Origin of the sequence: Pedobacter antarcticus, assembly GCF_900112985.1 — a bacterium.
Lineage (GTDB): Bacteria > Bacteroidota > Bacteroidia > Sphingobacteriales > Sphingobacteriaceae > Pedobacter > Pedobacter antarcticus.
Map to the genome: position 1 here is coordinate 845,578 of NZ_FONS01000001.1, position 24,344 is coordinate 869,921.

Below are 24,344 nucleotides of genomic sequence, written 5' to 3' on the forward strand. Positions count from 1 at the left end.
GTAGTATATTGATAGCCCTGTTATAAAATAAAAAGTAGAGGGGTTTTTAAGCGCATCAATAGCCATTTCCCTAAAAAGACACTTCACCCACATAAATGAAAAGCCAAGTACGAATACTGTAATCGGTAGTTTATTGATAGCCTTTGCCAGCAGACTATTGGTCGAAGTCCAAAAAAAGGCAGAGACGCAGTAAGTCACAACCAAAACGACAAAAGAAAGAACGAAGAGGCTTTTATATTTTCTTTGGAATGTCTTATTATAGAAATAATAAATTGTACACAATTCGAAAAGAGAATAAGCTTGTGACCAATACGAACTATTTACATTCAATAAAAGTGAGCAGAAAAACTCATAAGCCGTTGCAGTAGCTGTGAGGTAAATAAATGGCATAATATGCCCTTTTACTAAAAAGGACTTGTATCTAAGGACAAGTATTGATAAGGGCAATATTCCAGATAATAGCGCTATGTATGTAAGAGCATCATACAAAATCAGGATCAATTAACGGGCTTAGTTTTGAGCAATGGGGAGGACAGGGAAATAAATCCTCCAAAATAATTCCTTCCGAAATGTCTTCCCCTTTTTTATCGACACCAACTAAAACAAGATTATTTTTGTCTAACGTTTCATTGTACCCGTTGTATACCCGTATGCCAATACAGTTTTCTTGTTGCAGGATCATGTTAACTTTTTCTGATCCAATAAAAAATGCTTTAATGGAATCTGGGTTGTTTTTTTGAAATGTTGCCGTGTATGACATTGCTTCTTCTAAAGAAATTACCCTACCTGTATTTTCATTTATCGTCATTTTCCTGTATTTTAAATAACAAAGTTCTTTTTAAGTAGAGTAAAAAACAATAGGTAAATTACCTATATTATCCAAGTTTTTAGAATCCTGTATGTTGGCTTTTTTAGCTGTAAAATGCCGCTGTATTTGATAAGTTGCCGTCCTTATATACTTTTATGCGAGTCGGTTAACTCATTTTATTTGCGGCATTTTATCATATAAAATGGATATTTTTCGTTTACTTCCACTATTTCAAATAGACCGAAATTCCCGAATTCTTCTTCTACAGTTTCTCGATCGTAAAAAAACATTTTAAGATCACCAAACATTTCGAAGCGATCTTTACCAATTTCCTTTCCTTGTCCATAAGTTATTGCCTCCTTTGTGATAGCGGTAAAAACCATGTAGCCGTTTTTAGCTAATTGTTTATAGCAATCAGCAATAAGCTTTGATCTTTCCTTATCATCAAGCAAATGAATTAAGGCATAGCAAAATATTCCGTCATATTCGTTGGTATCAAAAGGCATATCTGTTACAGAGCCATGATGAATGGTCATTTTCGTCCCATAATGTTTTCTCGCAAGTTCAATGGCCGTTTTAGAGATTTCGATGCCTGTTACATGCATTCCGCTGCTTACGAATACTTGTGCGTTTCTTCCGTAACCAATGCCAGGAATAAGAATATTCCTCAAACCATTTGCTAGAAAGAAGTCTTTTGAGCTTATAGCTGAGTCAGCAGGCTGAAAGCCCCATATAGCCTGTTTTTCGATGAAATTTTCTTCCCAAAATTCTTTCATAATGTTGCCTTATAAAAATCATAATAACAAAGTGTAAACTTGTATCTTTAAGAAACATGTTTCTAAAGTTTCAGCCATATTACTGCCTACATTTTGCTTCTGATGTAAGCAGGAAGTAGTCAGCAATTTAGCGTTGTGGATTTTTGCCAAAATGATATTGCTTCGAAAACTCTATTCTAGGTAAATGTAAGAAAGATTTTAATTGTTGCGACACCATTGCAATAATTTAATGCGATTTATTTGCATTAAATTTGCTATTGAAAATATCAGAAATGAATCGTAGAAATACACCCTCAAAACATGCCGTACTTGATTTATTAATTAGTGCCGGAAAAGCCATGAGTCGTGAAGCCATTGAGCAGAAAATAGATGTCGAAATAGACCGGGCTACAATTTACAGGGTCCTTAACCGCTTTTGCGAAGACGGCTTAGCACATAGAATTGTAGCCGAAGACGGAAAGCAATATTTTGCTGCACGTATGAAATTCGATGAGAATAAGTTTACAGATAATCATTTTCATTTCCAATGCTCAAAATGCCAGACTATAGAGTGCCTGGCTATGCCAGTCAATCTACCTTTAGACGCTGGCTACCGTATAGAAAGTGTGAACTGCATACTTATGGGAACATGTAAAGATTGTTCTTTGTAGCAAAGCGTTAATACAGTTGCTTTCATTGAAGATTGATGTCTTACAATGCTTCTGTATAGTTATAGACCAGTAAAATTTTAAATTTAAGCCCATCGTTACACAGATAGTATGGCAAAAATGACCCCTAATCAGGCGGCGTTCTTTTGCTTCTTTTCTTTGGTCGCCGTGTGGAAAGAAAAGAAGTCTGCTAAAACAACGAAAGGGATAACGAATATCCCACTCGAAAATGTAGCTACCTGTTTGCTGAAATGTAAAGTATTGGATATGCGTGGCTGTCATTTCGACAAAATGGTTGCACCGCTTAGATGCAAAAAGACTGCCCTGACTATCGGGAGGGAGTGTCTTTTTGCCGCCCGACTTTTCGTGTCAGGCGACTTTTAAGGGTTGGGATTGGAAATTCTTCAGATTAAGGAAAAAACCCCTGTTTTCGGTAATTCCATAACGGAACATAGACCAAAGTAATGAGCAACCCATTTGAGCCAATGTCGCATTGATATACAAATCCTGCTTTTCTAATGCTTCTGCTAAACTGCAACTTGGCGTATCGTCCGATTGTTCGGATGTCCTGAGCAACTCGCCAAATTCATCCGTAACCATTGGCAGGCTTGCCACGGTTTCGTATTTCTCGGAATTGGGTTGTTTAATCTCTCCGATCGTGGATAGTATGACTTGTCCTGTCTGTTGGCTGTTACCAAAGTCTAACCAATACTTAGGCTCATCACGGTTGGTTCTGCGTTTGCCCATAGCTTTGAGCATTTCTGCAATGTCAAACCTTGCCTGTACATTGTCCACACAGGTAATGTATATCGTTGCCTTTGCATTTTCGGGCAATCTACCCAACACATTAAGTTCAAACTTTTGGGTTTCGGCTTTCCAATTTGTTCCCATAAACCGATTGACACGGTTTATCAAGGCTACTGATTTGTACAATCCTGTTTCACTTGGGGCAAATCGCTGTCTTCCCAAATTGGCTTCCGTAATAATATCATCGTCCCATAAACGCACCTGTAAACCTGCGTGTCCCAATTCCGTTAGGCTATGGCTCATTTCCATTAAGGCGGTCAGCACCTTTGAGCCTGTGCCACCTGCACCAATCAAATTGACTTCTATCGGGTTGGTAGGACTTATTAAATAGTTGTCCGTAAAATGGACTGCTGTTTTTACTGTTTCCATTATAATAGATTTTTGAGGGTTTTATTGTTCGGTTTCAATACTTCTTTTGGAAATGGTTTATCTGTGCTTACAAGGTCTTTCCAAAGAGTTATGCAATTCCCTTTTATCGGGTTGTGATTGCCTAACAAGTGGCTGAAATAGGAATTGAAAAAGTAAAACTCCCAAGCCTGTATAAATTCCTCAACCGAAGCGGAGTTTTTAATATCAACGTTTACCGTACCCATACAGACTTTGCCGTCTTCATAGATATTGAAATATGGTGTATGGTACAATTTTGTCTTTTCTGTGGGTCTTTTATCACTTGAAAGGGCAAACATGCTCAAACCGTTTTTACTGGCTTTCCAAAGCATGGGCGGAACATGAGCAATACCACTCGGTATTTGCAGACTATCCACAAAATACATCTGTCTTTGCTGTGCTTTGCTGTACCAAATTACCGCTCCCTTATCTGCATTGGGATTGATGTGCAGAATGTTGGTAGGCAAAATTCCGTTTGACTTTAAAAATGCCTTGTTCTTTTCCTGTTCGGTATTGAGTGCCTTTGCCAATACGCCAGCTTCTCTTACTGTCAATGGGTGGGCGTTGATAGGATTGCCGTTTTTATCCATATCAAAATGCTCTACATATACATCAGTATTGCTTCCTTTGGTTTCGTAAAAAACCAAAGCCGATTTAGGGTGGTACAATGTGCCGAAGTCTTTTGTTATGTCGTTTATAGCTTCCATAGTTGCAGTTTTAAAAGGTGTGCAATATGTCGCTTATTCTGTGCAGTAGTTCAAACAATCGGTTTTCAAAACAAAGGTTATTGGTGGTTATATCACTGCCGTCAAATTGTTTTTGGATAATGGGTTCTTCCATTTGTCCGTATTCCTGTATTTCGTTGTTAACCGATTCTATGAGCGTTTCATTTAGCCAACCTTTGTGGTCTGCGTAAAAGGATATGTATTTTTCCATTCCGATAATGTTTTCCATATCTTCCTCTGATGCTTCTCCGTTAGGTTTGGCATTGCGGAATACGTTTTCATTCGGGTAGGTCTGATAGAGGGCAAAGGCTTCTTTTGCTACGCTCAAACATTCTCCGTCAATATCATCTTTCACTTTAAACCCATTAATACGTTGTTCAAATACGGTGAGATTGATGCGGTTGTAAATCCGCTGTTCCATATAATCCCCGAGATATTCGGCTTGTTTGATCTCTGAAAGATAAACCTCCGTTTGGTCGGTATAGTCGTCCTGTTCAACCCAATCGTTCATCATTTCATACATCCAATACAGATAGCTTGCTTCCTGTCTATAATAAGGAATGTCGGCTATATGATAGAGATAGGCACAAACGGACAATAGTAAGTGGGCGTTTCTTTTTCGTTTGGGATTGTGCAACATTCGGTATAGGGAAGCAACGGGAATATAAAAGAGTGTTGCTCCCGTATTGTAGCGTTCTTCACTTACAAAATAGGTTTTCTTACTGTCCTGTACCAAACGGATTTCTTCCCAATCCAATACCCTTTGCTTTAGTTTTTCTTCCATATCCGACATTGCCAATGCCATATTGTAGGGATATGGAAATTGTTTGCTCTGCATAGGCTCAATTTCATAATGCTCGGCAAGTTTGGAAAGGGACTGAAAAAAATCCCTTTCCGTTTTATCCGATTTCCTGCAAGCCTGTACGGTTTTTGTTTCTTTTAGTTTAGGTAGAAATGTACAGTTTAGAAAACCATTGGCAACATTGCTGTCGGTACTGATTTGCGTTTGTCTTTCCGTACTTCGGTTGCATCTTTTGGCTTTTGCATCCAATTGGCGAACTCGTTTAACTGGCGGTGCAATTGCCGTTGTCGTTGCTGTTCGGGTATTGTGATAGTTCCCGATAGGATATGTTTGTGCATAATTCATTGCTTTAAATATTTGGTTCAACCTTTCGTTCCCATTACGCTCTCAAATTTGTACTCTACCGCATCATCTTTTATCTGTGGTGCAGATGCTTTTGCGGTTGTGAGTATCGGGTACATATTAGCGTAAAAATTCATTACGGCTTCCACGCTCCAACGTGGTTCGGGGTCGGTCAGTCTGATGTCCTGTCCTTTATCTTTGATTATAAAAACTCGTTCTAATTGCGTTGCTAATAACATGACTTTTCGATTTTGGGATTTACACTTTATTCTTTTTCGTCTGTTTCATCTAAAGGATAATCGGCTGTAACTTCTTCCACCTGTGGAGGTTCGGGCGTTGCTTCTTCCATTGCTCCGAAAAGGCTTGGTGTGGCAAACTTGTCGGACAATGATGTTTTACGTTTTCGTATCTCGTCTGCTTTTTCGGGAAACTCCGCTATGTCGGGAACTTTCATCCACGCTTCACGGAATTTGCCCTCTTTCTCCAATTCGTCAGCCTTTGCCATTCCGTCTTTAAACTTCTTGTCTTTGGCTTCCTTTTCCTTTTTCGCCTTCTCGGTTTTTTCCTTTTCCATTGCCGATTGCTGTTTTACTATTTCCATTTGTTTAAGGAATTTCTCCATATCGACCATTACACCCGAAATGGTTTGGATAGGTGCTGTTATCTGCTGAAAAAATCCCTCGTCAAACTCCTGGGGAGTGGCGTTAAATGTCAATGGGGGAATTAGGTTTTTGGCGTTATCTCCGCACTGCTCGTTGTTGAGCAGAACCGATACGATAAGGTTATTTTCTGCTCCTTTGGAAATGTTCAGTTGCAATACTCCTGTAAAGTCCAACTGCTGTATCTGATTGAAAAAATTGCTGTTCATCGTTCTGAAATTTTAATTGTTTGCTATTCGTTTTTTTATTGCTGTCAATTTCTCGTGTATGTCCGTCCAATAGGCTTTTTGCCTTTTATCGAACTCTGAGAAACTTTTGTCCACGTGACTGTAGCCTGTGTTCCTTTTAGCTGTCTTGATAGCTTCTTTTAGGTCGGTTACTTCAATTTCGCAACCGTGTAAATCTGTTATTTTCATTACTGGTCTGATTGTTATTTACCGATTTCTGCTATCTGGTCGATCCTGCCGTAAACAATGCTTCTAAGGCTCGTTTTATCGGGAGCATTATATTCTGCCCAATTGCCGAACTGTTTTACAACGTAGGTTTTTAGCACATCTTCAAACCCGAACCGATAACCTTGCAAGGGAATGGCTCTTTTAAAAAAAGCATTTCTGTTTACGGCTTCGGCAAGCCAATTCTTTTCGGCTCTGTTCATCTTTTCGCCTTTATTTAATTTTTCCCTCAATAGATAGACTTTTGCATTTTGCAGGGATTTCAATTCGGGAACATCGTGGCGAACAAACTTTGTAGCTATTACTGTAGTTTCCATTGCATTTGCTTTAAGGTTATGACTGTGATTTCTCAGCGGTATAAGTTCCATTTTCATAGTAACCTATCAGCTGTTCCCATAGCCGTATAAGGCTGTCGGTATCTATATAGAAATACTTGGTTCTGTTGCAATAGATGATGTATATCGCTTCAGCTTTGTATTGCTTTTCAAGGCTCTTGCCTTTGGCCAAACTTTTGGCTTCCTCTATCGTCTTTGCTTTCATTTCATCCTGTCTTGTATTTTTATCAATCTGCACTATATCTGCAATGGCACATTCGGGGCAACCCTCTGCGGTTGTTATCTGCTGTATAGCTCCCTGTTTTCCACTTAGTGATACCACTGTCAGCGTTACCGTGCCTGTGTCGTGTTTCAGCGTTGCTTTATAGGTTTCCTTTGTCATAGCTGTTGTTTATAGTAGGCTACCACCGATTAAGGCGGTAGCCTGTGGTTACTTAGTTAAGATTTAGGATTTCCGCACCGTCCAAAGCAAATGCGGTGCACAATTCAAATGCTTTCTGTGATTTGAGTTGAGCAGTACCACCCAATACAATACTCTGTAGCTTGGCTTCATCGTTCTTGTAGTTTCTTACGTTCTGATAGTAGCCCGTCACAGCGTTGTACGCTCCGAACAATGTACCTTTGGTCGTGTCCATTTGTTGTGTGTCGCTTATCATCGCATAGCTAAAAGCATCATCAACCACATTTTTAAATACGGTCGATACTTCATCCTCTGCACCTTTTTTGAGTAGGTCAAGTGTTTCCTTGTTGGGGCAAAGTGCCAATTGGATTAGCTTTTTTACTTCTCCGTCTGATACTTTTACTTTCGTCCACTCGTTGAAAATGCCCTCTAATTGGTTGCTCAACGTGTTGGCAAGTCCCATAATCTTGTGAGCGTTCTCAATACGTTGTTTTGCTCCCGAAGTATGTTTTATACGGACTACATTGGTCATACTACGTAAGGAGGCATTCAGCGTATTTTGGCATACAATCCTGACAGGAGTGAATGCGGCTGTGATACTTCCGCTACCATCGTGCGAAGTGGTTAGGAAAATGTACTTTTCCGTTACGTCATCGCCATCGCCTACACGGATATAGTCGGGCAGTTTGGCTGTGATAAAAATGCGTTCTCCGTTGCCTAACGCTCCTGCGGTTTCGTATAAAATTCCCTCGCCACCGCCTACAATGGCATCAAAGAAATTAAAGGCTTCACGGTTCTGTACGATATGGTAATCTTTACCCACTACGCCCAATACTGCATTGTTATCGGTGCGTATGTTGGCGAAATAGTTAGGTACTTCCAATTCGCTACTGCCTATCTCGATACCGCCCGAAGTTTCGATAATACCCGAACCTTTGGTAAACAGTGGGGATTTTGCGACTTCGTAATCTAACCCTGCATACTTGATAGCTTCCTCGCTTGTTGGGTATTGCTCTACAATTTGCCCTAAACCGTGCCACGCTTTTTGTTGTACGCTAAAGAATGAATAACGTCCTGTTCTCTCGTTGAAATTGATATTATGTGCCATGATGCCTAAAATTTTGATGTTAAAAAATGATTGAATACTTGTTCTTAAAATGGGAGATCATCCTCTGTGCCTTGTCCCGATGTGTTGTTACCTGCTGTTTGTGCAGTAGCTTGTACGGTTTCTGATTTTTTGCCACCTCCGTGCAGTTTGATGTTTGAGGTATGGAAATTCAGTCCTGCGTGTGCTTCGCCGTCATTGCCTGTCCACGCTCTTGCACTTACCCTGCCTGTGAGTTCTACCAAAGTTCCTTTGGTAAGTATCTTGGCTACTTTCGGGCTTATCCAATAGGAGCAGTCGAAATAGGTCGTTTGCTCTATGCGTTCGCCTTGTTTGTTTTTGTAGCTGTCGTTTGTTGCTACTGAAAAGTTTACTACTTGTTTTTCCTGTGACGTTGTGCGTACTTCCGCATCCCTTGTCAGTCTTCCTGTGATGTTCATGATTTCTACTTTTTGCGTTATTGAAAATTGTTCTTATTTGATTTTTTTAGATTTATTCGGCAATGAGAGGAGGTGCTGAAGTTTCGTTTCACTTTGTTGCCGTTTCCAATGCTGTATTTTTCCATTACTGACATTTTTTTTATTCGTCTAAAGAGCCGGAGTATGCTTTGTTTCGTTTCACGAGCATAAAAGGTTAGTGTTTAGCAGGAACAAGGTTTTGCCAAACAAATACGACCTGAATAGGTGGAGATTTTTTGGCAAACCCAAGGGCATGACCTTGTTCCTGGGTTAAGAACACGATCATACCTTTGCTCTTGAAATGGGACAAAAGCGGCATACTGGCTCTTGAATAAAAAAACCATGTGGAAGCAGGTGGAAAAGGCATTTGGGAAACGGTCCGGTGTGATGACAAAATCTGCATTCAGATGCAGCAGAATTTTTTAAAGACCTTTTATTATTTGAAAGTATCGTGGCCTGGGAAGCCACGTAAACGGTACAGAAAAATGTAGTTGGAGATAGAAGTAAAGATTTTTTTTGATTGATCGATACATTCTTTCAAGGCTTTTTTATGGCAATAGGTGTGTTCCGGAGAAGTGAATGTGCGTTAAGTAATAAGTATGGTCATAAAAAAAGACGGATCAGAACTGTCCGCCTTTAAATGTTATGATTGTGCTACTTATGCTAATCGAAACAAGTGGCGGGGTATCATTTCTACCTGCCCATTAGCTTGAAGCAGGGAATAGGCATCTATAATCTGCTTAAGATACTCTTTATCATTACTTACGACATATTTTTTAGCCTGATGGAACATTGCTAAATCCTTATTAACGTAGAATGCAATATTCTGGACACCTTTTGCCTGCGAATCATTGCAAATAAATGTTTCGCTGCTACTAAGTGGTAATATGAAATTGCCAAAATCTTCGAGATTATCGGTGTTGCTTTCTATCAATGGGGCATCGCCAAGAATTGATTTGATGTTGGGATTGGTATTTACATAACTATTGCGGTGAACCTGTAGTAATTTTTCTTGACTGATGTTAAGGTTGTCATAGAAAGGAAGGAAAGGAAAGATCAATTTTTTTGTCTGTTTAAATAATTCTGAGTTCATTAGATATTCTAATGCTTCCTTGTGGTCGGAACCATCCTCCCTTTTGATTACAATGTTGATAGGGAGTTTATCATAAGGGTATTCTTTATGTTTGGCATCAAAGAGACCATCATTTGATGGTAATCGCCATTTCATGGATGATGCCATGACCAATATGGATGTTAAAGCCTCTTCTGTAATAATGCATGTACGTGATATTTCTACTATATCTTTTGAAAATTTCTCATCAAGTTCGGCATAGAGTTTTTCCATGTTGTCATTTGGCGCTCCCTCAAAGTACCAGGTATTTCTGTTCATCTCGAAAAAGACAGATTTGGGACTTCTTTTTTCTTTTGCAAAAGCCTGTTTCTCCTTGTCGTAGAGATAAAGCATATTGTCTTTGTCAGCAAATCGCTTTATGAGAAATTGCGGGATATAGTGGTGTCTCTTGGAAATACCCATATTAGCTATTAGTCTGTTTTAGATTTTCCAACTCCTGAAGATAAAGGCCATACAGGTTCAGCTCATTAAGAGCCAGCCTGAATGCTACACCATTAATTGGCGGCGGCGTGAACTTTTCAAAATTGTCACAGTCAGGATCTCTATCAGGAAAGGTGTACTTAGCCTTTTGATATGCCGGTCTTGATGCAAAACGATTTGTTCGCAGGCTTTCAAAAATTTCGTAAGTAGCCAATATCAACACAGTTGCTTCACCAAACGTCGTGAGTTTATCAATATAAAAAAACTGCTTGTCTTTAAGTATAAGAGGCGGCGTAAAGAGGTTTAATATCCTCGAAAGTTCCAGAAGGAATTTCTGTTTGTATTTGATCGTGTTTTCGTCCGAAACAAAGAAAGGTCTGACAAAGAAAAAGAAATCATTTTCCTTTACTTTCTGTGCCACGTAAAATTTATCGTAATAATATTTTAATGCCTGTGAAATGTGGACGCGTCCTTGCTGGGATGTCAGATCCGCAAAATACTTTATGTTATTGAGTACGTCATTGTACTGCGGTGTTTCCGAGAAATTAGATAGTAAATATGTCTCTGGGTTTTCCAGAAATTGCTCATAACCACCATCTCTTAATTTTTCCAATATTTCGATAAGGACTACCGGGGGATTTGATGAGTTCAAGGCAAAGTATGCAATAAGAATTTTTTCAAATGCTGAAGGTCTTTTCATTCCATAAAATGAAAGGATTTCGTCAAAAAAGCAATATGGATAAAAGGGCCTTTGACTGAGCATACTCGGATTTATATCCGATAGGTCGTTTTCAAAAAGGTATTCATCGATTGCGGAACTTAAAAATTCGTCAATAGCACCAAATGTCAGGTTAAAGCTATGTACATTGATAAGACCTGTAGTATGTATGGTAATAAAGTGCCTTTCCCCAGTATGTTTCACTCCATCTACAATAACTTCCATTGACCGGTGAGTCTTTTCTATGGATGCAATCCCGAATTTTTTATTCGTTGCGTTATTTGTATCCTCTACAACTTTATAATCAATATCATCTTCGGAAAGTGTTGCAGCTACATCGTTCCAATAATCTACCATGTTCTTACAGCTTTGAAAAGTGTTTGTGTTGATGGGATAAGCATTGATTCCTTCGGTGGCCGTTAAAATGGTTGATGCACGAAACCTGTCGCAAAAGTTCAGGCAAAACTGACGAATACCAGGCAATGTAGCTATGTTGGTAAGGTAATGATAATATTCATGAATGAATATAGATTGATGTTGACCAATTTGCAAGTCGGTTAGGAAATCCGTTAGATTTTCAATATCAAAACCGTCTAAACAGATATAAAATCTATCAGGATAATATTTAATTTTTGTGAGGTCGATTTCTTCCATTATCTTGTTGTTTTATATCTTCTTTTAGATGCTGATTTATATTTGCTTTAGCTATGTAAATTTAAAAATATCAGTCGAACTTAATGCAGTATTACATTATGAAATCGCCAAAAAAAAGCAGGACTTAATCCTGCTTCAATTTATACCGGAACAAAGGCTCTAAACAAGAACATCGCTTTCCATGTCAATAAAAGCAGCTTCCATTCCAGCAAATTTATGAGATACCAAATCCATATCCTTGCTGATTTTCTGGCTTGTAATCTTTGCATAGATTTGTGTGGTCGAAATATTTTTATGACCCATCATTTTGCTAAGGCTCTCAAGGGGTACGCCTTCAGTTAGAAACATTGTAGCGAATGTATGACGTGCGGTATGGAAGGTAACTTTCTGCTCAGTAACAATCTCAGCTTCCTTAATAAGTTTAGCAACATGGCTATTGCAGGTTGCGTTTGAGGGCATAGGAAATACATAATCATTCCTGGTTAACCCCCGGTATTTTTCTATAATACGTTTGGGGATTTCCAGAAGTCTGACATTTGAAGAAACGTCAGATTTCTTCCTCCTGCTAATGATCCATTGATGGCCATCAAAGAAAGATTGGATGTTACCCCATTTCAGCTTCTTAATATCAATGTATGAAAGGCCTGTAAAACAACTGAAAATAAAGAGGTCTTTTACAAGTTCGTATTTAGGTTTAGAAAGCTTTAATAACATGAGCTTTTCTACATCTTCCTTTAGGAGATAGCTACGATCAGTTTCTTGCATACTGATTTCATAATCTTCAAAAGGATTTTGTTTTATTAGGCCTTTTTTAATTGCCAGGTCAGCCAAGGCAATAACAGGCATCGTATAAACCCAAACCGTATTGTGTGTACATTCCTTATCAATGCGAAGAAAAAAATCAAATTCACGAATAAAATCACCTGTTAACTCCCTAAAGGCCATATCATCTCTATGGTATCGCTCTTTGATAAATTCGGAAAGGTGATTGAATACTGTCTTGTATTTATTGTAAGTGTTCTGCGATCGCTTTCCTTTTGAAACCATTTTTTCAAAATCTTCATTTTGCTCTTTAAATACCCTTAAGATAGCGTCTTCCATAACACCCACACCAAGGAAAGACAGCTTTACTTTTTGTGAGGTCGCAAAGCCATCATCTTTCATCATGTCTTCATAGATTTTGTTGATGCGAACGCGTATTTTATCGAGTTTTTGATTGATGTCAATTGCCAGATTGCTCTTTCCCAAAACACGACCGTGTTTTAAGTCCCACGTCTCAGGATTGATTTCTAATTTGGTTCCAAATGTTTTTGGAGTTCCATCAATCGTAATACGGCCCATAATGGGGACATTTCCGTTTTTCCTAGGTTCGTTCTTTTTCAAGTAGAACAATAACTTGAAAGTGGATCTTTTCTCGCGCTCCATAACTCAAAGATTTAATGTTTAAAATTAATTTTTTATGAGTTACAAGGGAATATGAAAAGAGGTGCAAAAGACTGAAATATAATCACTTATATTTACCTATATTGATTTAAAACAGGTAACGATTTAGTAACCTAACCCTGCCTATTTAAGCCCCAAACATATCAGACACCGACTTCCAAACAAAGACTGCTATTTTATAAACCACTGTTTAGTAACGGTTTTAATCGTTTTGCTTACTTTTACTTTTATCTAAAGTTTTTTTTTAAAAAATACGGCATATTTGGTAGATGAACGAACTATTGCTTTATTCTGTTGAGGAACGAATTGCAACCATCTCACTGAACAGGCCGGAAAAAAGAAATGCTTTTAGTCCGGAGCTTGTCAGTGAACTAACGCAGGCCCTGCTCAGGGCTGCCGAAGACGAACAGGTTAAAGTTGTAATTTTGAAAGCCGAAGGATCTGTGTTCAGCGCAGGCGCAGACCTGGCCTATCTGCAGGAATTGAGTGATAACACCTTCGAAGAGAATGTACGTGATTCCGAGAATTTGAGAAAACTATTCACTACGCTATATTATCTGCCCAAGGTTGTAATTGCCCAGGTAGAAGGACATGCGATAGCCGGAGGATGCGGTTTAGCTACCATATGCGATCTCACTTTTGCCGTCCCTGAGGCTTTGTTTGGCTATACAGAGGTTAAATTGGGTTTCGTTCCTGCAATTGTTTCCTGCTTTCTTGTTCGCCAGACTTCTGAAACAATCGCCAAACAAATTCTGCTTAGCGGAGATTTATTCACTGCGGGTGAAGCTCTGGCCTATAATTTGATCAATTATATTTACCCTAAAGATGAAATAGAGAACGAAGTCAGGAAGTATGCCTTAAAACTGTGCAGCGAAACATCAGGTAACTCGCTGATGATCACAAAGCAACTCATAGGCCAAACGACTAATCCTGGATTGGAAAAGAGTCTGAATATTGCAGTGCAGTTAAATGCAAGGGTCAGGGAAAGTGAAGACTTCAAAAAAGGTATTGCCGCCTTTCTTCAGAAAGAGCAGATTAAATGGTAAAATCAATTCAAACAAATATGTTAAAATCAATTAAAACTACTGTCGTTGCAGCAATACTGATCGGCACGGCCGTTATTGCACAGGCTCAGAAAAAAGTAAACGAAGGAACCCTTACCTATGGCATGACTTACGAACTTACGCCTGAACAAAAATCTATGGCATCTCAACTGCCTGCAGAGACAAAGTTCAAGTTTAATGGTAACATCCTGAAGATAGAAATGGAACAAGGACCGGCAAAAATAACCATACTGTCAGACGGTCTTCAAAAAACTGGTTTACTTCTGGTGGATGTGCCGATTGCACAAAAACAATTTGCCGTAAAAGTAACTAAAGAAGAAACTGAGGAATCGATGGGTAAAACACCTGTTCTGACGGACTTTAAAGCCACCGGAGAAAAGAAAAAAATAGGTACATACGATACCGAAAAATACACTTATAAGGATGATAAAGGTGTGCAAAATGAGCTTTGGGCTACTACAGATATTCAGTTGCCTGAAGGTATTATTGGAGAAGAATTTAAAGCTGTAAAAGGTACTCCGGTAGTATTTACCCGTACGCAAAATGGTGTAAAAGCAACTGTTACTATTAAAAACCTGAACGAAGACAAAGTAGGTCCTTTAACCTTGGATGTACCTCCTTCTTATGAGCTGACCACAATGGATGCACTGCGTTCAATGGGCGGACAATAACCGGTTTAATAAATTTAAAGGTTCAGGCTTTTTAACATCGCATTTCATTAAATTTGGAGCGATGTTAAAAAGCCTGATTTTTTTTACGCGCTTCCTGCTGTTGTGGATGCTGTTCTTTTTTCTGGAACGAGTTATTTTTCTGAGTGTCTTTTATAGCAGCATCTCCGGTCGTACTACTTTAACCGAATGCATAGCTGCCTTCTATCATGGGTTGAGGCTCGACCTGGCCATGACAGGTTATGTTTCTGCTGTCCCGCTATTATACCTTTTGGCCTGTTATGTGGCTGGCAAGCACCATATACAGTTAAGGTGGATAAAGATCTATAACACCGTTCTTGTGGTCGTATTCGGTATAATTGCCGTCGCCGACCTGAATATTTACAGAGAGTGGGGTAGCAAAATTAATGCAAAAGCATTAGAATTTGCGTTCCGCACGCCAAATGAGGCCCTGGCCTCCAGTGCGTCCTCCCCCATCCTCCAGAACCTGCTGTTTTTAGCTATCCTGATCGCTTCTGGTATATTTTTGAATAAAGTACTTATACAGGATAAGATAAGTCCGCAGAAGAGCCCGTTTTGGATTAAAATTATATACGGCACATTATTATTAGGCGTAAACTTTCTAATGGTCCGTGGTGGTATTGGTGTATCTACCAATAATCTGAGCATGGCCTATTATAGCGAAGTACTCACACTTAATCATGCAGCTGTTAATACAGAATGGAATTTGGTTTATAGCCTGATTAAGTCTAACAGCAAACACAAGAATGAATATCAGTTCTTCCCGCAGGATCAGGTGAGCAGGGAAATGCAGGCTCTATATCCGATAAAAGCAGATTCGACAGTCAAAATGCTCAATACAGACCGCCCCAATATTGTATTGATTATCATGGAAAGTTTCACGGCAGACTTGACTGAAACTTTAGGGCAGGAAAAAGGTATTACGCCTAACTTTGATGAAATGATCAAATCCGGCATCCTGTTTAGCAAGATCTACTCTGCCGGGAACCGTACGGATAAGGGGGTAATTGGCACGTTAGCTGGCTTCCCCACTATGGCTGCCGAAAATGTCGTAAAATACACCGACAAAATGGAAAAGATACCAGCTTTACCACAAGCCTTTAAAAAATTGGGCTATCATACTTCTTTTTTCTATGGCGGACAGTCTGAATTCGATAACTACAAGGCTTTTATGTTGAGCCATGATATAGAGATGGTGGTCGACAAAAGCAATTTTGACGCAAAAGACATGAATTCCAAATGGGGCGCGTATGATGGCGTTGTATTTAATCGTCAGCTGCAAGAACTGAATAAGGCTTCCAAACCGTTCTTTTCTGTTCAGCTTACACTTACGAATCACGAACCTTTTGAACTTCCGGGAGCTTATAAATTTGGTAATGCAGACAATCTCCAGAAGTTTAAAAGCACGGCTTTTTATACCGACTCCTGCCTGAATGCGTTTATAGAATCTGCAAAGAAGCAGGACTGGTATAAAAATACGTTATTCATTATGCTGGCTGACCACGGACATATTCAGCCTAAAGGGAGAGAAGAAATTTACATACCGGAGCGCTATCACATACCGATGTTGTTTTTTGGTGACGTGATTAAAAAAGAATACCAAGGTAAAATAATTGATAAGGTAGGAAGCCAGATAGACCTCGCTTCCACCCTGTTGCACCAGCTTGGACTTGATGCAAAGCCCTATACCTGGAGCAAAAACCTGCTTGATCCGCAGACTAAACCATTTGCTTTTTTTAGCTGGGACAACGGGATGGGCTTTATTGATAACCAGCAATGTGTTACATTTGATAATGTAGGACAGAGAATCCTTTACAACACGCATCCTGAACTAAAAGAACGTACAACTGAGCTGCTTAATAACAGTAAATCATTCTTGCAGCAGGTTTATGAATCGTTTCTGGCACTTTAAAAAAAAAAACAGTTTATCTTATGAGGTATCCCTTTCATTATTTCAGACTCACTTTCACACTCTTTTTATGCTTTTACACTTCAGTATTATTTGCTCAGCCGAACAAAGGCATTAACTGGGCTGCTGATGGTAATGGCTATTATCAGATTTACAATGGGAATATCACACTGGTGAGCCTACCCTCAAATGAAAGAAAAACGGTAGTTAACAGTACATTGCTAAGGCCGCAGGGTGCCCCCCCTCTGGAAGTTAAGAGTTTTCAGCTTTCAGCTGATGGTTCTAAAGTTCTGATCTACACGAATAGTAAAAAAGTATGGCGGTATGAAACCCGTGGAGATTATTGGGTGGTAGACCTTAAAAGCAACGCTCTGCACCAATTAGGGACAGATAAGCCTGCATCATCATTGATGTTCGCTAAATTTTCGCCTGACGGAAACCAGGTTGCCTACGTGAGTGGTCATAATATTTTTGTGGAGCCGGCTTCCGGAGGCAATCCAAAGGCCCTGACTTCTGATGGTACCGACAGACTTATCAACGGAACGTTCGACTGGGTATACGAGGAAGAATTTGATTGCCGCGATGGATTCAAATGGAGCCCGGACAGTAAAACTATTGCCTACTGGCAGCTCGATGCCAGGAAAATCCGTAATTTTCTAATGATTAATAACACAGACTCCATTTATCCTTTTACAATTCCGGTAGAATATCCGAAAGTTGGCGAAGACCCTTCGTCCTGTAAAATAGGTGTGGTTAACGTCGCTACTGCAACTACAAATTGGTTAAAGGTTCCTGGTGATGCCATTCAGCATTATATTCCCAGAATGAACTGGATACCAAATTCAAACGAGATTATCCTGCAGCAGCTCAATCGCGAACAGAATACAAGTAAACTATTTGTCGCTAATGCTGAAACCAGTAATGTGACCGCAATTCTGACTGAGAATGACAAAGCATGGATAGATGCGGCTGAAGACTGGAAATGGATTAACAACAATAAGGAGTTTCTCTGGACTAGTGAAAAAGACGGATGGAGACACCTGTACAGTATTTCCAAAGATGGTAAGAAACAAAATTTAATTACCAAAGGTAATTACGATGTGATAGAAAGCAGCCTGGTAGATGAGAAGAACAATAAATTCTATTTTATGGCTTCACCAACCAATGCTACTCAGAAATATCTGTATCAGACCAGACTGGATGGCAAGGGTACCGCAGAAATGGTAACCCCTTCTATCTTGCCGGGGACACATGAATACGATATCTCTCCGAACGGTCTTTTTGCAAAACACACTTATGAAAGTGCTGAGATCAAACCGATTCATGAATGGATGCGGTTGAATACCGGCAATCCTTTCACTATGGAAGGTAGTATTACAAATCAACTTGCTGCAGTGAAACCGCCTGCTAATAAAGTCGAATTCTTTAAAATTAAAACCGAGGACGGTGTAGAACTGGATGGCTGGATGAAGAAACCAGATAATTTTGACCGCACAAAAAAATATCCTGTAGTATTCTATGTATATGGTGAACCGGCGGCACAAACTGTTACGGACACTTACGGCACCGGTTACAATTTTCTGTATTATGGTGATATGCCTAAAGATGGCTATGTTTATATTTCTATCGAAAACCGGGGTGCGCCAGCGCCAAAAGGAAGAGAGTTTAGAAAAAGTATTTATAAAAACATAGGTACACTCAATATCCGAGATCAGGCACAGGCGGCAAAACAAATCGTTAACTGGCCGTTTATAGACAAAGACCGCGTAGCAGTCTGGGGCTGGAGTGGTGGCGGTTCGTCAACATTAAACCTGCTTTTCCAGTATCCGGAAATCTACAAAACCGGTGTCGCTATAGCAGCAGTTGGCAGCCAACTGACCTATGACAATATTTATCAGGAACGTTATATGGGCTCTCCATTGAAGACAGAAGAGGCTTATATTAAAGGCTCCCCTATTACTTACGCAAAGAACCTGCAGGGCCACCTGCTTTATATTCACGGCACAGGTGACGACAATGTGCATTATCAAAATGCCGAGTTGCTGATTAACGAGCTGATTAAAAATGGTAAGGTCTTTCAATTAATGTCCTATCCGAACCGGAGTCACAGTATTAACGAAGGAGCCGGAACAAGTGAACATCTCGCCAAAACTTATACCACATTCCTGCAGCAATTTTGTCCTCCGGGTGGTAAATAAATCTTATTCCTTTAAAGGGGAGCTTTTAGCTCCCCTTTTTTTGTGCTGTTATTTTTAAGAATGCTTCGATTTAACTCAGGGTTAAGCGCTGGCCATCTTCTGGTTTTGCCAAGGGTTTGTTCATAGTTCCTTCATTGTTCCTTCATTCCTTCTTCATTGTTTATTCAATCGGAATTGAAGGAATATTGAACAGATAATGAATTTACATTGAAAAAACATTTCACAAGACTATAAGTAATAAAAGGGCATATGTCATATACAAATCGCCTTCGGTTATACCGGCAAACTTTAGCGCGCGGGTATTGTTGTTGTCAACATGGCAATTATCGAATTTACCTCAAAAGGAATTTATTGTCCACAGGGCAGGTTTTATATAGACCCCTGGCAACCTGTAGACCTCGCAGTTACAACACATGGGCATGCAGATCACGTAAAGTGGGGAAACAAAGCCTATTTATGCCATGACTTAACCAAACCTATTCTAAAACAGCGGCTGGGTTTGGATTTACCGGTAGAAACGCTTCCTTACGGCAAACAGATCTTAATCAACGGAGTAAAAGTCTCGCTGCACCCTGCGGGGCATGTTATTGGTTCTGCACAGATCAGACTTGAATATAAAGGAGAAATCTGTGTAGTTTCAGGTGACTATAAGGTAGAATATGACGGGATCAGCACTGCTTTCGAACCGGTTCGATGCCATTCATTTGTATCCGAAAGTACATTTGGTCTTCCTATCTATAAATGGCAGCCACAACAGGAGATTTTTAAAGAAATCAGCAACTGGGTCTCCGACAACCATGATCAGCAGAAAACCAGTGTATTAATCGCTTACAGTCTGGGTAAGGCTCAGCGCTTAATTAAAAATCTGTCAGCTCAATGCCCGATTTATGTACATTCTTCCATAGCAAACCTGAATGAGGGATTGATCAAAGCGGGTGTAGACCTGCCAGAAACGATTCGTATTACGCCGGAAATTAAAAAAGAAACCTTACAGCAGGGAATCGTTATCGTTCCGCCTGCACTGGCAGATGGGAAATGGATGAAGAGTCTGCAATCTGCTGCTACAGGTATTTGCTCCGGCTGGATGCAGGTGCGTGCAGGCAGAAGGTGGCGCTCTGCGGATGCCGGCTTCGCTTTGAGTGATCACGCTGACTGGCAGGGCTTGTTGCAGGCTATACACGAAACAGGCGCGGAAAAAGTATATGTAACACATGGTTTCGTTTCCCCATTTACCAAATACCTGAATGAAATTGGTATAACTGCCAGTGAAGTACAGACCAGATACGGAGAGGAAGAAGAGGAAACTGCAGAAACAGTAACCAATTTAAAGGAAGCATAAATTGAAAAGATTCGCACAACTCATACATGAGCTGGAAAACAGCAATAAGACCAATGACAAGCTTGCGGCTTTAGTTGGATACTTCAGTACCGCCAATGATAAGGACAAACCTTATGTCATTGCTCTTTTTACAGGTAAAAAACCAAGGCGACCGGTATCTACAGCACTAATACGTGAATGGGCTACCCAGCTGAGTCAGATACCCGACTGGCTGTTTGCCGAGAGTTATCACAGTGTTGGAGACTTGAGCGAAACGATCGCCTTAATTCTCCCCCCTGCCTCGAAACAGACGGATAAACCTTTAAATCAATGGATTACAGAACTTGCGCAGTTAAACGGGCAAACTGATGAAGAAAAAAAAACATTTATCCTGGATGCATGGGACCAGCTGAATACTAAAGAACGATTTATATTCAATAAGCTGATTTCCGGAAACTTCAGGATCGGCATATCTTCTAAAATGCTGGTCAATGCGCTGGCTAAACAAAGTGATACCGATAGCAGTAAAATTATGCACAGTATCATGGGAAAATGGGATCCATCGGAGATAACATATACGGAACTGATTGAAGGTGTACATGTTAATACAGATAGCTCCTGGCCCTATCCCTTCTGCCTGGCTTATGCACTGGAGGCAGAAGCAGATAACTTGGGACAACCGCAGGAGTGGCAGGCAGAATGGAAATGGGATGGTATTCGCGGGCAGATTGTTAAAAGAAACGGAGAGCTTTTTATCTGGTCCAGAGGAGAAGAACTGGTTACAGCCCAGTTTCCGGAACTCAGTTTTTTGATGGATGAACTTCCGGATGGTACTGTGCTGGACGGTGAAATTCTCTCTGTGAAAGATGGTAAAGTACAACCCTTTAGTATACTTCAGCAAAGACTGAATAGAAAAACAATCAGCAAAAATCAGTTAAATGAAATTCCAGTAGGCTTTTTCATGTATGACTTACTGGAATACAAGGCGAAGGACGTAAGGGAGCAGCCTTTAAGTGAACGCAGGGCATTATTGGAAGAGATAACCATGCAGCTCAAAACCAAAGACATAGCAGTCCTATCTCCAGTGATTACTTATGAAAGCTGGACAGAACTGGCAGAGATCAGGCAAGAATCGCGCGCTATGAACAGTGAAGGAATAATGCTTAAAAAACTGACTTCAGCCTATCATAGCGGACGAAAGAAAGGTGATTGGTGGAAATGGAAGATTAATCCTTATACTATAGATACGGTTATGATATATGCCCAAAAAGGCAGCGGACGCCGTGCCAATCACTTTACAGATTATACTTTTGCCATCCGTGACGGAGAACAGTTAATCACTATTGCCAAAGCTTATTCTGGATTAACCGATAAAGAAATAAAAGAAGTAGATTCCTTTGTAAGAAAAAATGCAATCGAGAAATTCGGACCGGTACGAACGGTTAAACCCGAGCTTGTCTTTGAAATCGCATTCGAGGGAATTGCTATCAGCAAAAGGCATAAAGCCGGGCTTGCCCTGAGATTCCCACGAATAGCACGCTGGAGGAAAGATAAAATCGCTGCAGAGATCAATACCCTGGAAGACCTCCGTCAACTTTATACGTCTACTTTATGATACTGGAAAAAAGTAAAGGGTATAAACAGGTGATGAAATGGTTGCGCAGTCAGCGTAAAAAGCCATTTGATTTTCAATCTGAGACCTGGCAATACTATGCAGAGGGTTATAGCGGGCTGGTCAATGCACCAACGGGTTTCGGAAAAACATTTTCGGTCTTCCTGGCTGTTGTAATTGACGAATTAAATGAACCCGGCGGCAAATATGGTACGCGATTGCTTTGGATAACACCTTTACGTTCTCTTGCTAAAGATCTGGCCAGAGCGATGACGGCTGCCTGCCTCGAGTTAGGGCTCGACTGGCATGTCGGTGTCAGAAATGGAGATACCTCTTCAAGTGAAAAACTTAAGCAGAAAAAGCAAATGCCGGAAGTATTGATTATTACTCCCGAAAGCATGCATATTTTACTGGCACAAAAAAACACGTCCGGTTATTTCAATGAGCTCAAATGTATTGTTGCTGACGAGTGGCATGAACTAATGGGCAGTAAAAGAGGTGTGATGGCCGAACTGGCTATTTCCAGAATAAAAGCACTGGTTACCAGCCGTCATCCGGAAAGACTCTTGCGCATTTGGGGAATCTCTGCTACAATTGGTAATATGGAACAGGCACTGCAGGTCTTGGTTCCTTACCCCGAGTTATTGAAGACCATTGTTATTGCTGATATCCAGAAAAAAATTGAAATCAGAAGTATTCTGCCGGACCATATCGATATGTTACCCTGGGCCGGGCATCTGGGCCATAAACTAGCACATAAACTGCTGCCTATCATTGCGAAGAGCAAAACAACACTTATTTTCTGTAATACCAGGGGACAGGCTGAATTATGGTACCAGAATTTGTTAAAATTAGATGAAGGGTTAGCGGGACAATTGGCTATCCATCATGGATCCATAGATTTTGAATTGCGGAACTGGATTGAAGATGCTATCCACACAGGAGCGCTCAAAGCAGTAATCAGTACATCTTCTCTGGATCTCGGTGTAGATTTTAAGCCAGTCGACACGGTTGTACAGATCGGATCTCCCAAAGGAGTTGCGCGGTTCCTGCAAAGGGCCGGACGTAGCGGACACTCTCCTTTCGAAACTTCGAGAATTTATTTTCTGCCTACTCATGCGCTTGAACTGGTAGAAGCTGCTGCTATTAAAGAGGCGGCAAAACACAATCAGGTGGAGAGCAGAGAGCCTGTTGTAATGGCTTTCGACACTTTAATTCAATATATGGTAACATTGGCTGTCGGCGATGGATTTGAAAAAGAGGCTTTATATCAGCAGGTAAAAAGCACCCATGCTTTTTCGGAAATGGAACCCTCAGAGTGGGAATGGCTCATGCAATTCATTACAACAGGAGGAGACAGTCTTACAGCCTATACCGAATTTAGTAAAGTAGAAAAAGAAGATGGTCTTTATAAAGTAAAGAGCCGCCAGATTGCCATGCGGCACCGGCTCCACATCGGCACTATTGTAAGCGATGCAATGCTCAAGGTGAAGTTCCTGACAGGTGGGTTTATCGGTATGGTAGAAGAATCTTTTATTGCTAAAATTAAACCAGGCAGCAGCTTTACCCTTGCCGGTCGTGTACTGGAGTTTATTATGGTTAAGGAAATGATGGTAATGGTCCGGATAAGCAAATTGAAGACCGCCCTGTCGCCCAGCTGGCTCGGTGGGCGAATGTCTTTAAGTGCCAACCTGGGCGCAGTTCTCCGTTTCAAGTATAACCAGGCTTTGGATAAAAATCCTCAGGACGAGGAAATGGCGCTGATGAAGCCATTATTTGAAAGGCAGGCTAAAGTTTCACATGTACCTTCTGCGGATGAATTTCTTATTGAAATGATTCAGACCAGAGACGGTTATCATCTTTTCGCCTATCCTTTTGAGGGCAGGCAGGTGCACGAAATCATGGCTGCCCTTATTGCATATAGACTGGGAAGAATCAAACCGATCAGTTTCTCTATCGCAATGAATGATTACGGCTTTGAATTACTGAGTGAAAAACCTATTCCGGTCAGCGAAGACGAAATGAAATCTCTTTTTACTCCGGAAAACCTCGGTGAAGACATCGTAGCCAGTATTAATGCGACGGAAATGGCACGCAGAAAATTCAGGGATATCGCCTGTATTTCTGGACTTGTATTTCAGGGATACCCTGGTAAATATGTAGCTAACAAACACCTGCAGTCTTCAGCGGCACTATTTTTCAACGTTTTCAGTGATTATGACAAACATAACTTATTATTGCGTCAAGCTTATGACGAAGCTTTTTATCAGCAGATAGAGGAACCAAGGTTGGCCGCAGCTTTGCACAGAATTCAATTGAGTAAGATAGTGGTAGTTTATGCTGAGAGCTATACCCCCCTTTGTTTTCCAATCAAAGTTGACAGTCTGCGTGAACAGATGAGCACTGAAGAATTAGGGGAACGCATACTGCGTATGACAGCCGAAGCGGAGAAAAAATCACAAAAAGGAAAGAGAAAGAAATAAG

23 protein-coding genes are annotated in these 24,344 nt (G+C 40.3%); 9 read left to right on the forward strand and 14 right to left on the reverse strand.

From position 1 onward, the window contains the following. Window positions 1-481: 481 nt before the first annotated feature. On the reverse strand, window positions 482-808 hold the full coding sequence (locus BM192_RS03700; RefSeq protein WP_028069035.1) for a hypothetical protein: 327 nt from the start codon (window positions 806-808) through the stop codon (window positions 482-484). Window positions 809-984: 176 nt separating this feature from the next. Continuing rightward, entirely contained in the window at window positions 985-1,584 is a 600-nt protein-coding gene (locus BM192_RS03705; protein ID WP_037440376.1) for a class I SAM-dependent methyltransferase, read from the reverse strand. A gap of 272 nt (window positions 1,585-1,856) precedes the next feature. On the opposite strand from BM192_RS03705, the gene BM192_RS03710 reads away from it, so the two are divergent. Beyond that, on the forward strand, window positions 1,857-2,234 hold the full coding sequence (locus tag BM192_RS03710; RefSeq protein ID WP_037440378.1) for a Fur family transcriptional regulator: 378 nt from the start codon (window positions 1,857-1,859) through the stop codon (window positions 2,232-2,234). A 108-nt stretch (window positions 2,235-2,342) separates the two neighbouring features. Next, entirely contained in the window at window positions 2,343-2,615 is a 273-nt protein-coding gene (locus BM192_RS03715; protein ID WP_037440380.1) for a hypothetical protein, read from the forward strand. Here BM192_RS03715 and BM192_RS03720 read toward each other — a convergent pair. The 12 genes from BM192_RS03720 to BM192_RS03785 form a co-directional block, all read right to left on the reverse strand. After that, window positions 2,601-3,407, reverse strand: coding sequence for a PRTRC system ThiF family protein (locus tag BM192_RS03720; protein ID WP_037440383.1), 807 nt, complete (start codon window positions 3,405-3,407; stop codon window positions 2,601-2,603). The two genes, BM192_RS03715 and BM192_RS03720, sit on opposite strands and share 15 nt — an antisense overlap. Further along, the gene (locus tag BM192_RS03725) at window positions 3,407-4,132 is read right to left on the reverse strand and encodes a PRTRC system protein B (RefSeq protein WP_037440385.1); all 726 of its coding nucleotides are present in this window, start codon (window positions 4,130-4,132) and stop codon (window positions 3,407-3,409) included. The genes BM192_RS03720 and BM192_RS03725 overlap by 1 nt, the downstream gene beginning before the upstream one ends. A gap of 10 nt (window positions 4,133-4,142) precedes the next feature. Beyond that, window positions 4,143-5,297 (reverse strand): hypothetical protein, encoded by a 1,155-nt coding sequence (locus tag BM192_RS03730; RefSeq protein ID WP_037440450.1) that lies wholly within the window; start codon window positions 5,295-5,297, stop codon window positions 4,143-4,145. 17 nt (window positions 5,298-5,314) lie between these two features. Beyond that, window positions 5,315-5,533, reverse strand: a complete 219-nt coding sequence (locus BM192_RS03735; protein ID WP_037440387.1) for a PRTRC system protein C — start codon at window positions 5,531-5,533, stop codon at window positions 5,315-5,317. Between the two features lie 26 nt (window positions 5,534-5,559). Further along, entirely contained in the window at window positions 5,560-6,162 is a 603-nt protein-coding gene (locus BM192_RS03740; RefSeq protein WP_037440389.1) for a PRTRC system protein E, read from the reverse strand. A 221-nt stretch (window positions 6,163-6,383) separates the two neighbouring features. After that, window positions 6,384-6,722: a hypothetical protein gene (locus BM192_RS03750; protein WP_037440452.1), complete on the reverse strand. Its 339-nt coding sequence runs from the start codon at window positions 6,720-6,722 to the stop codon at window positions 6,384-6,386. A 16-nt stretch (window positions 6,723-6,738) separates the two neighbouring features. Beyond that, a complete protein-coding gene (locus tag BM192_RS21110; protein ID WP_229678301.1) occupies window positions 6,739-7,122 on the reverse strand; it encodes a hypothetical protein in 384 nt (127 codons plus the stop codon). A 52-nt stretch (window positions 7,123-7,174) separates the two neighbouring features. Next, complete coding sequence (locus BM192_RS03760) at window positions 7,175-8,248, reverse strand: DUF932 domain-containing protein (RefSeq protein ID WP_037440393.1); 1,074 nt, start codon at window positions 8,246-8,248, stop codon at window positions 7,175-7,177. A gap of 44 nt (window positions 8,249-8,292) precedes the next feature. Further along, entirely contained in the window at window positions 8,293-8,685 is a 393-nt protein-coding gene (locus BM192_RS03765; protein WP_037440395.1) for a single-stranded DNA-binding protein, read from the reverse strand. A 676-nt stretch (window positions 8,686-9,361) separates the two neighbouring features. Then, on the reverse strand, window positions 9,362-10,237 hold the full coding sequence (locus tag BM192_RS03775; RefSeq protein ID WP_074963894.1) for a DUF4238 domain-containing protein: 876 nt from the start codon (window positions 10,235-10,237) through the stop codon (window positions 9,362-9,364). 1 nt (window position 10,238) lies between these two features. Continuing rightward, a complete protein-coding gene (locus BM192_RS03780) occupies window positions 10,239-11,627 on the reverse strand; it encodes a hypothetical protein (RefSeq protein WP_037440401.1) in 1,389 nt (462 codons plus the stop codon). A gap of 159 nt (window positions 11,628-11,786) precedes the next feature. After that, complete coding sequence (locus tag BM192_RS03785) at window positions 11,787-13,010, reverse strand: site-specific integrase (protein WP_234797501.1); 1,224 nt, start codon at window positions 13,008-13,010, stop codon at window positions 11,787-11,789. A 329-nt stretch (window positions 13,011-13,339) separates the two neighbouring features. Here BM192_RS03785 and BM192_RS03790 point away from each other — a divergent pair, with 329 nt between their 5' ends. The 7 genes from BM192_RS03790 (at window position 13,340) to BM192_RS03820 (ending at window position 24,343) form a co-directional block, all read left to right on the forward strand. Next, on the forward strand, window positions 13,340-14,116 hold the full coding sequence (locus BM192_RS03790; RefSeq protein WP_037440404.1) for an enoyl-CoA hydratase/isomerase family protein: 777 nt from the start codon (window positions 13,340-13,342) through the stop codon (window positions 14,114-14,116). A 17-nt stretch (window positions 14,117-14,133) separates the two neighbouring features. Beyond that, window positions 14,134-14,805: a hypothetical protein gene (locus BM192_RS03795; RefSeq protein WP_037440454.1), complete on the forward strand. Its 672-nt coding sequence runs from the start codon at window positions 14,134-14,136 to the stop codon at window positions 14,803-14,805. Between the two features lie 61 nt (window positions 14,806-14,866). Next, window positions 14,867-16,735, forward strand: a complete 1,869-nt coding sequence (locus BM192_RS03800; protein WP_037440406.1) for an LTA synthase family protein — start codon at window positions 14,867-14,869, stop codon at window positions 16,733-16,735. Between the two features lie 20 nt (window positions 16,736-16,755). Then, window positions 16,756-18,930 carry a S9 family peptidase gene (locus tag BM192_RS03805; RefSeq protein WP_037440409.1) on the forward strand — a complete coding sequence of 725 codons (2,175 nt, stop codon included), beginning with the start codon at window positions 16,756-16,758 and terminating at the stop codon, window positions 18,928-18,930. A 316-nt stretch (window positions 18,931-19,246) separates the two neighbouring features. Continuing rightward, entirely contained in the window at window positions 19,247-20,269 is a 1,023-nt protein-coding gene (locus BM192_RS03810; protein WP_037440411.1) for a ligase-associated DNA damage response exonuclease, read from the forward strand. Window position 20,270: 1 nt separating this feature from the next. Continuing rightward, the gene (locus BM192_RS03815) at window positions 20,271-21,863 is read left to right on the forward strand and encodes an ATP-dependent DNA ligase (protein ID WP_037440413.1); all 1,593 of its coding nucleotides are present in this window, start codon (window positions 20,271-20,273) and stop codon (window positions 21,861-21,863) included. Continuing rightward, window positions 21,860-24,343 carry a ligase-associated DNA damage response DEXH box helicase gene (locus BM192_RS03820; RefSeq protein WP_037440415.1) on the forward strand — a complete coding sequence of 828 codons (2,484 nt, stop codon included), beginning with the start codon at window positions 21,860-21,862 and terminating at the stop codon, window positions 24,341-24,343. Before BM192_RS03815 ends, BM192_RS03820 begins: the two co-directional genes overlap by 4 nt. Window position 24,344: the final 1 nt, after the last annotated feature.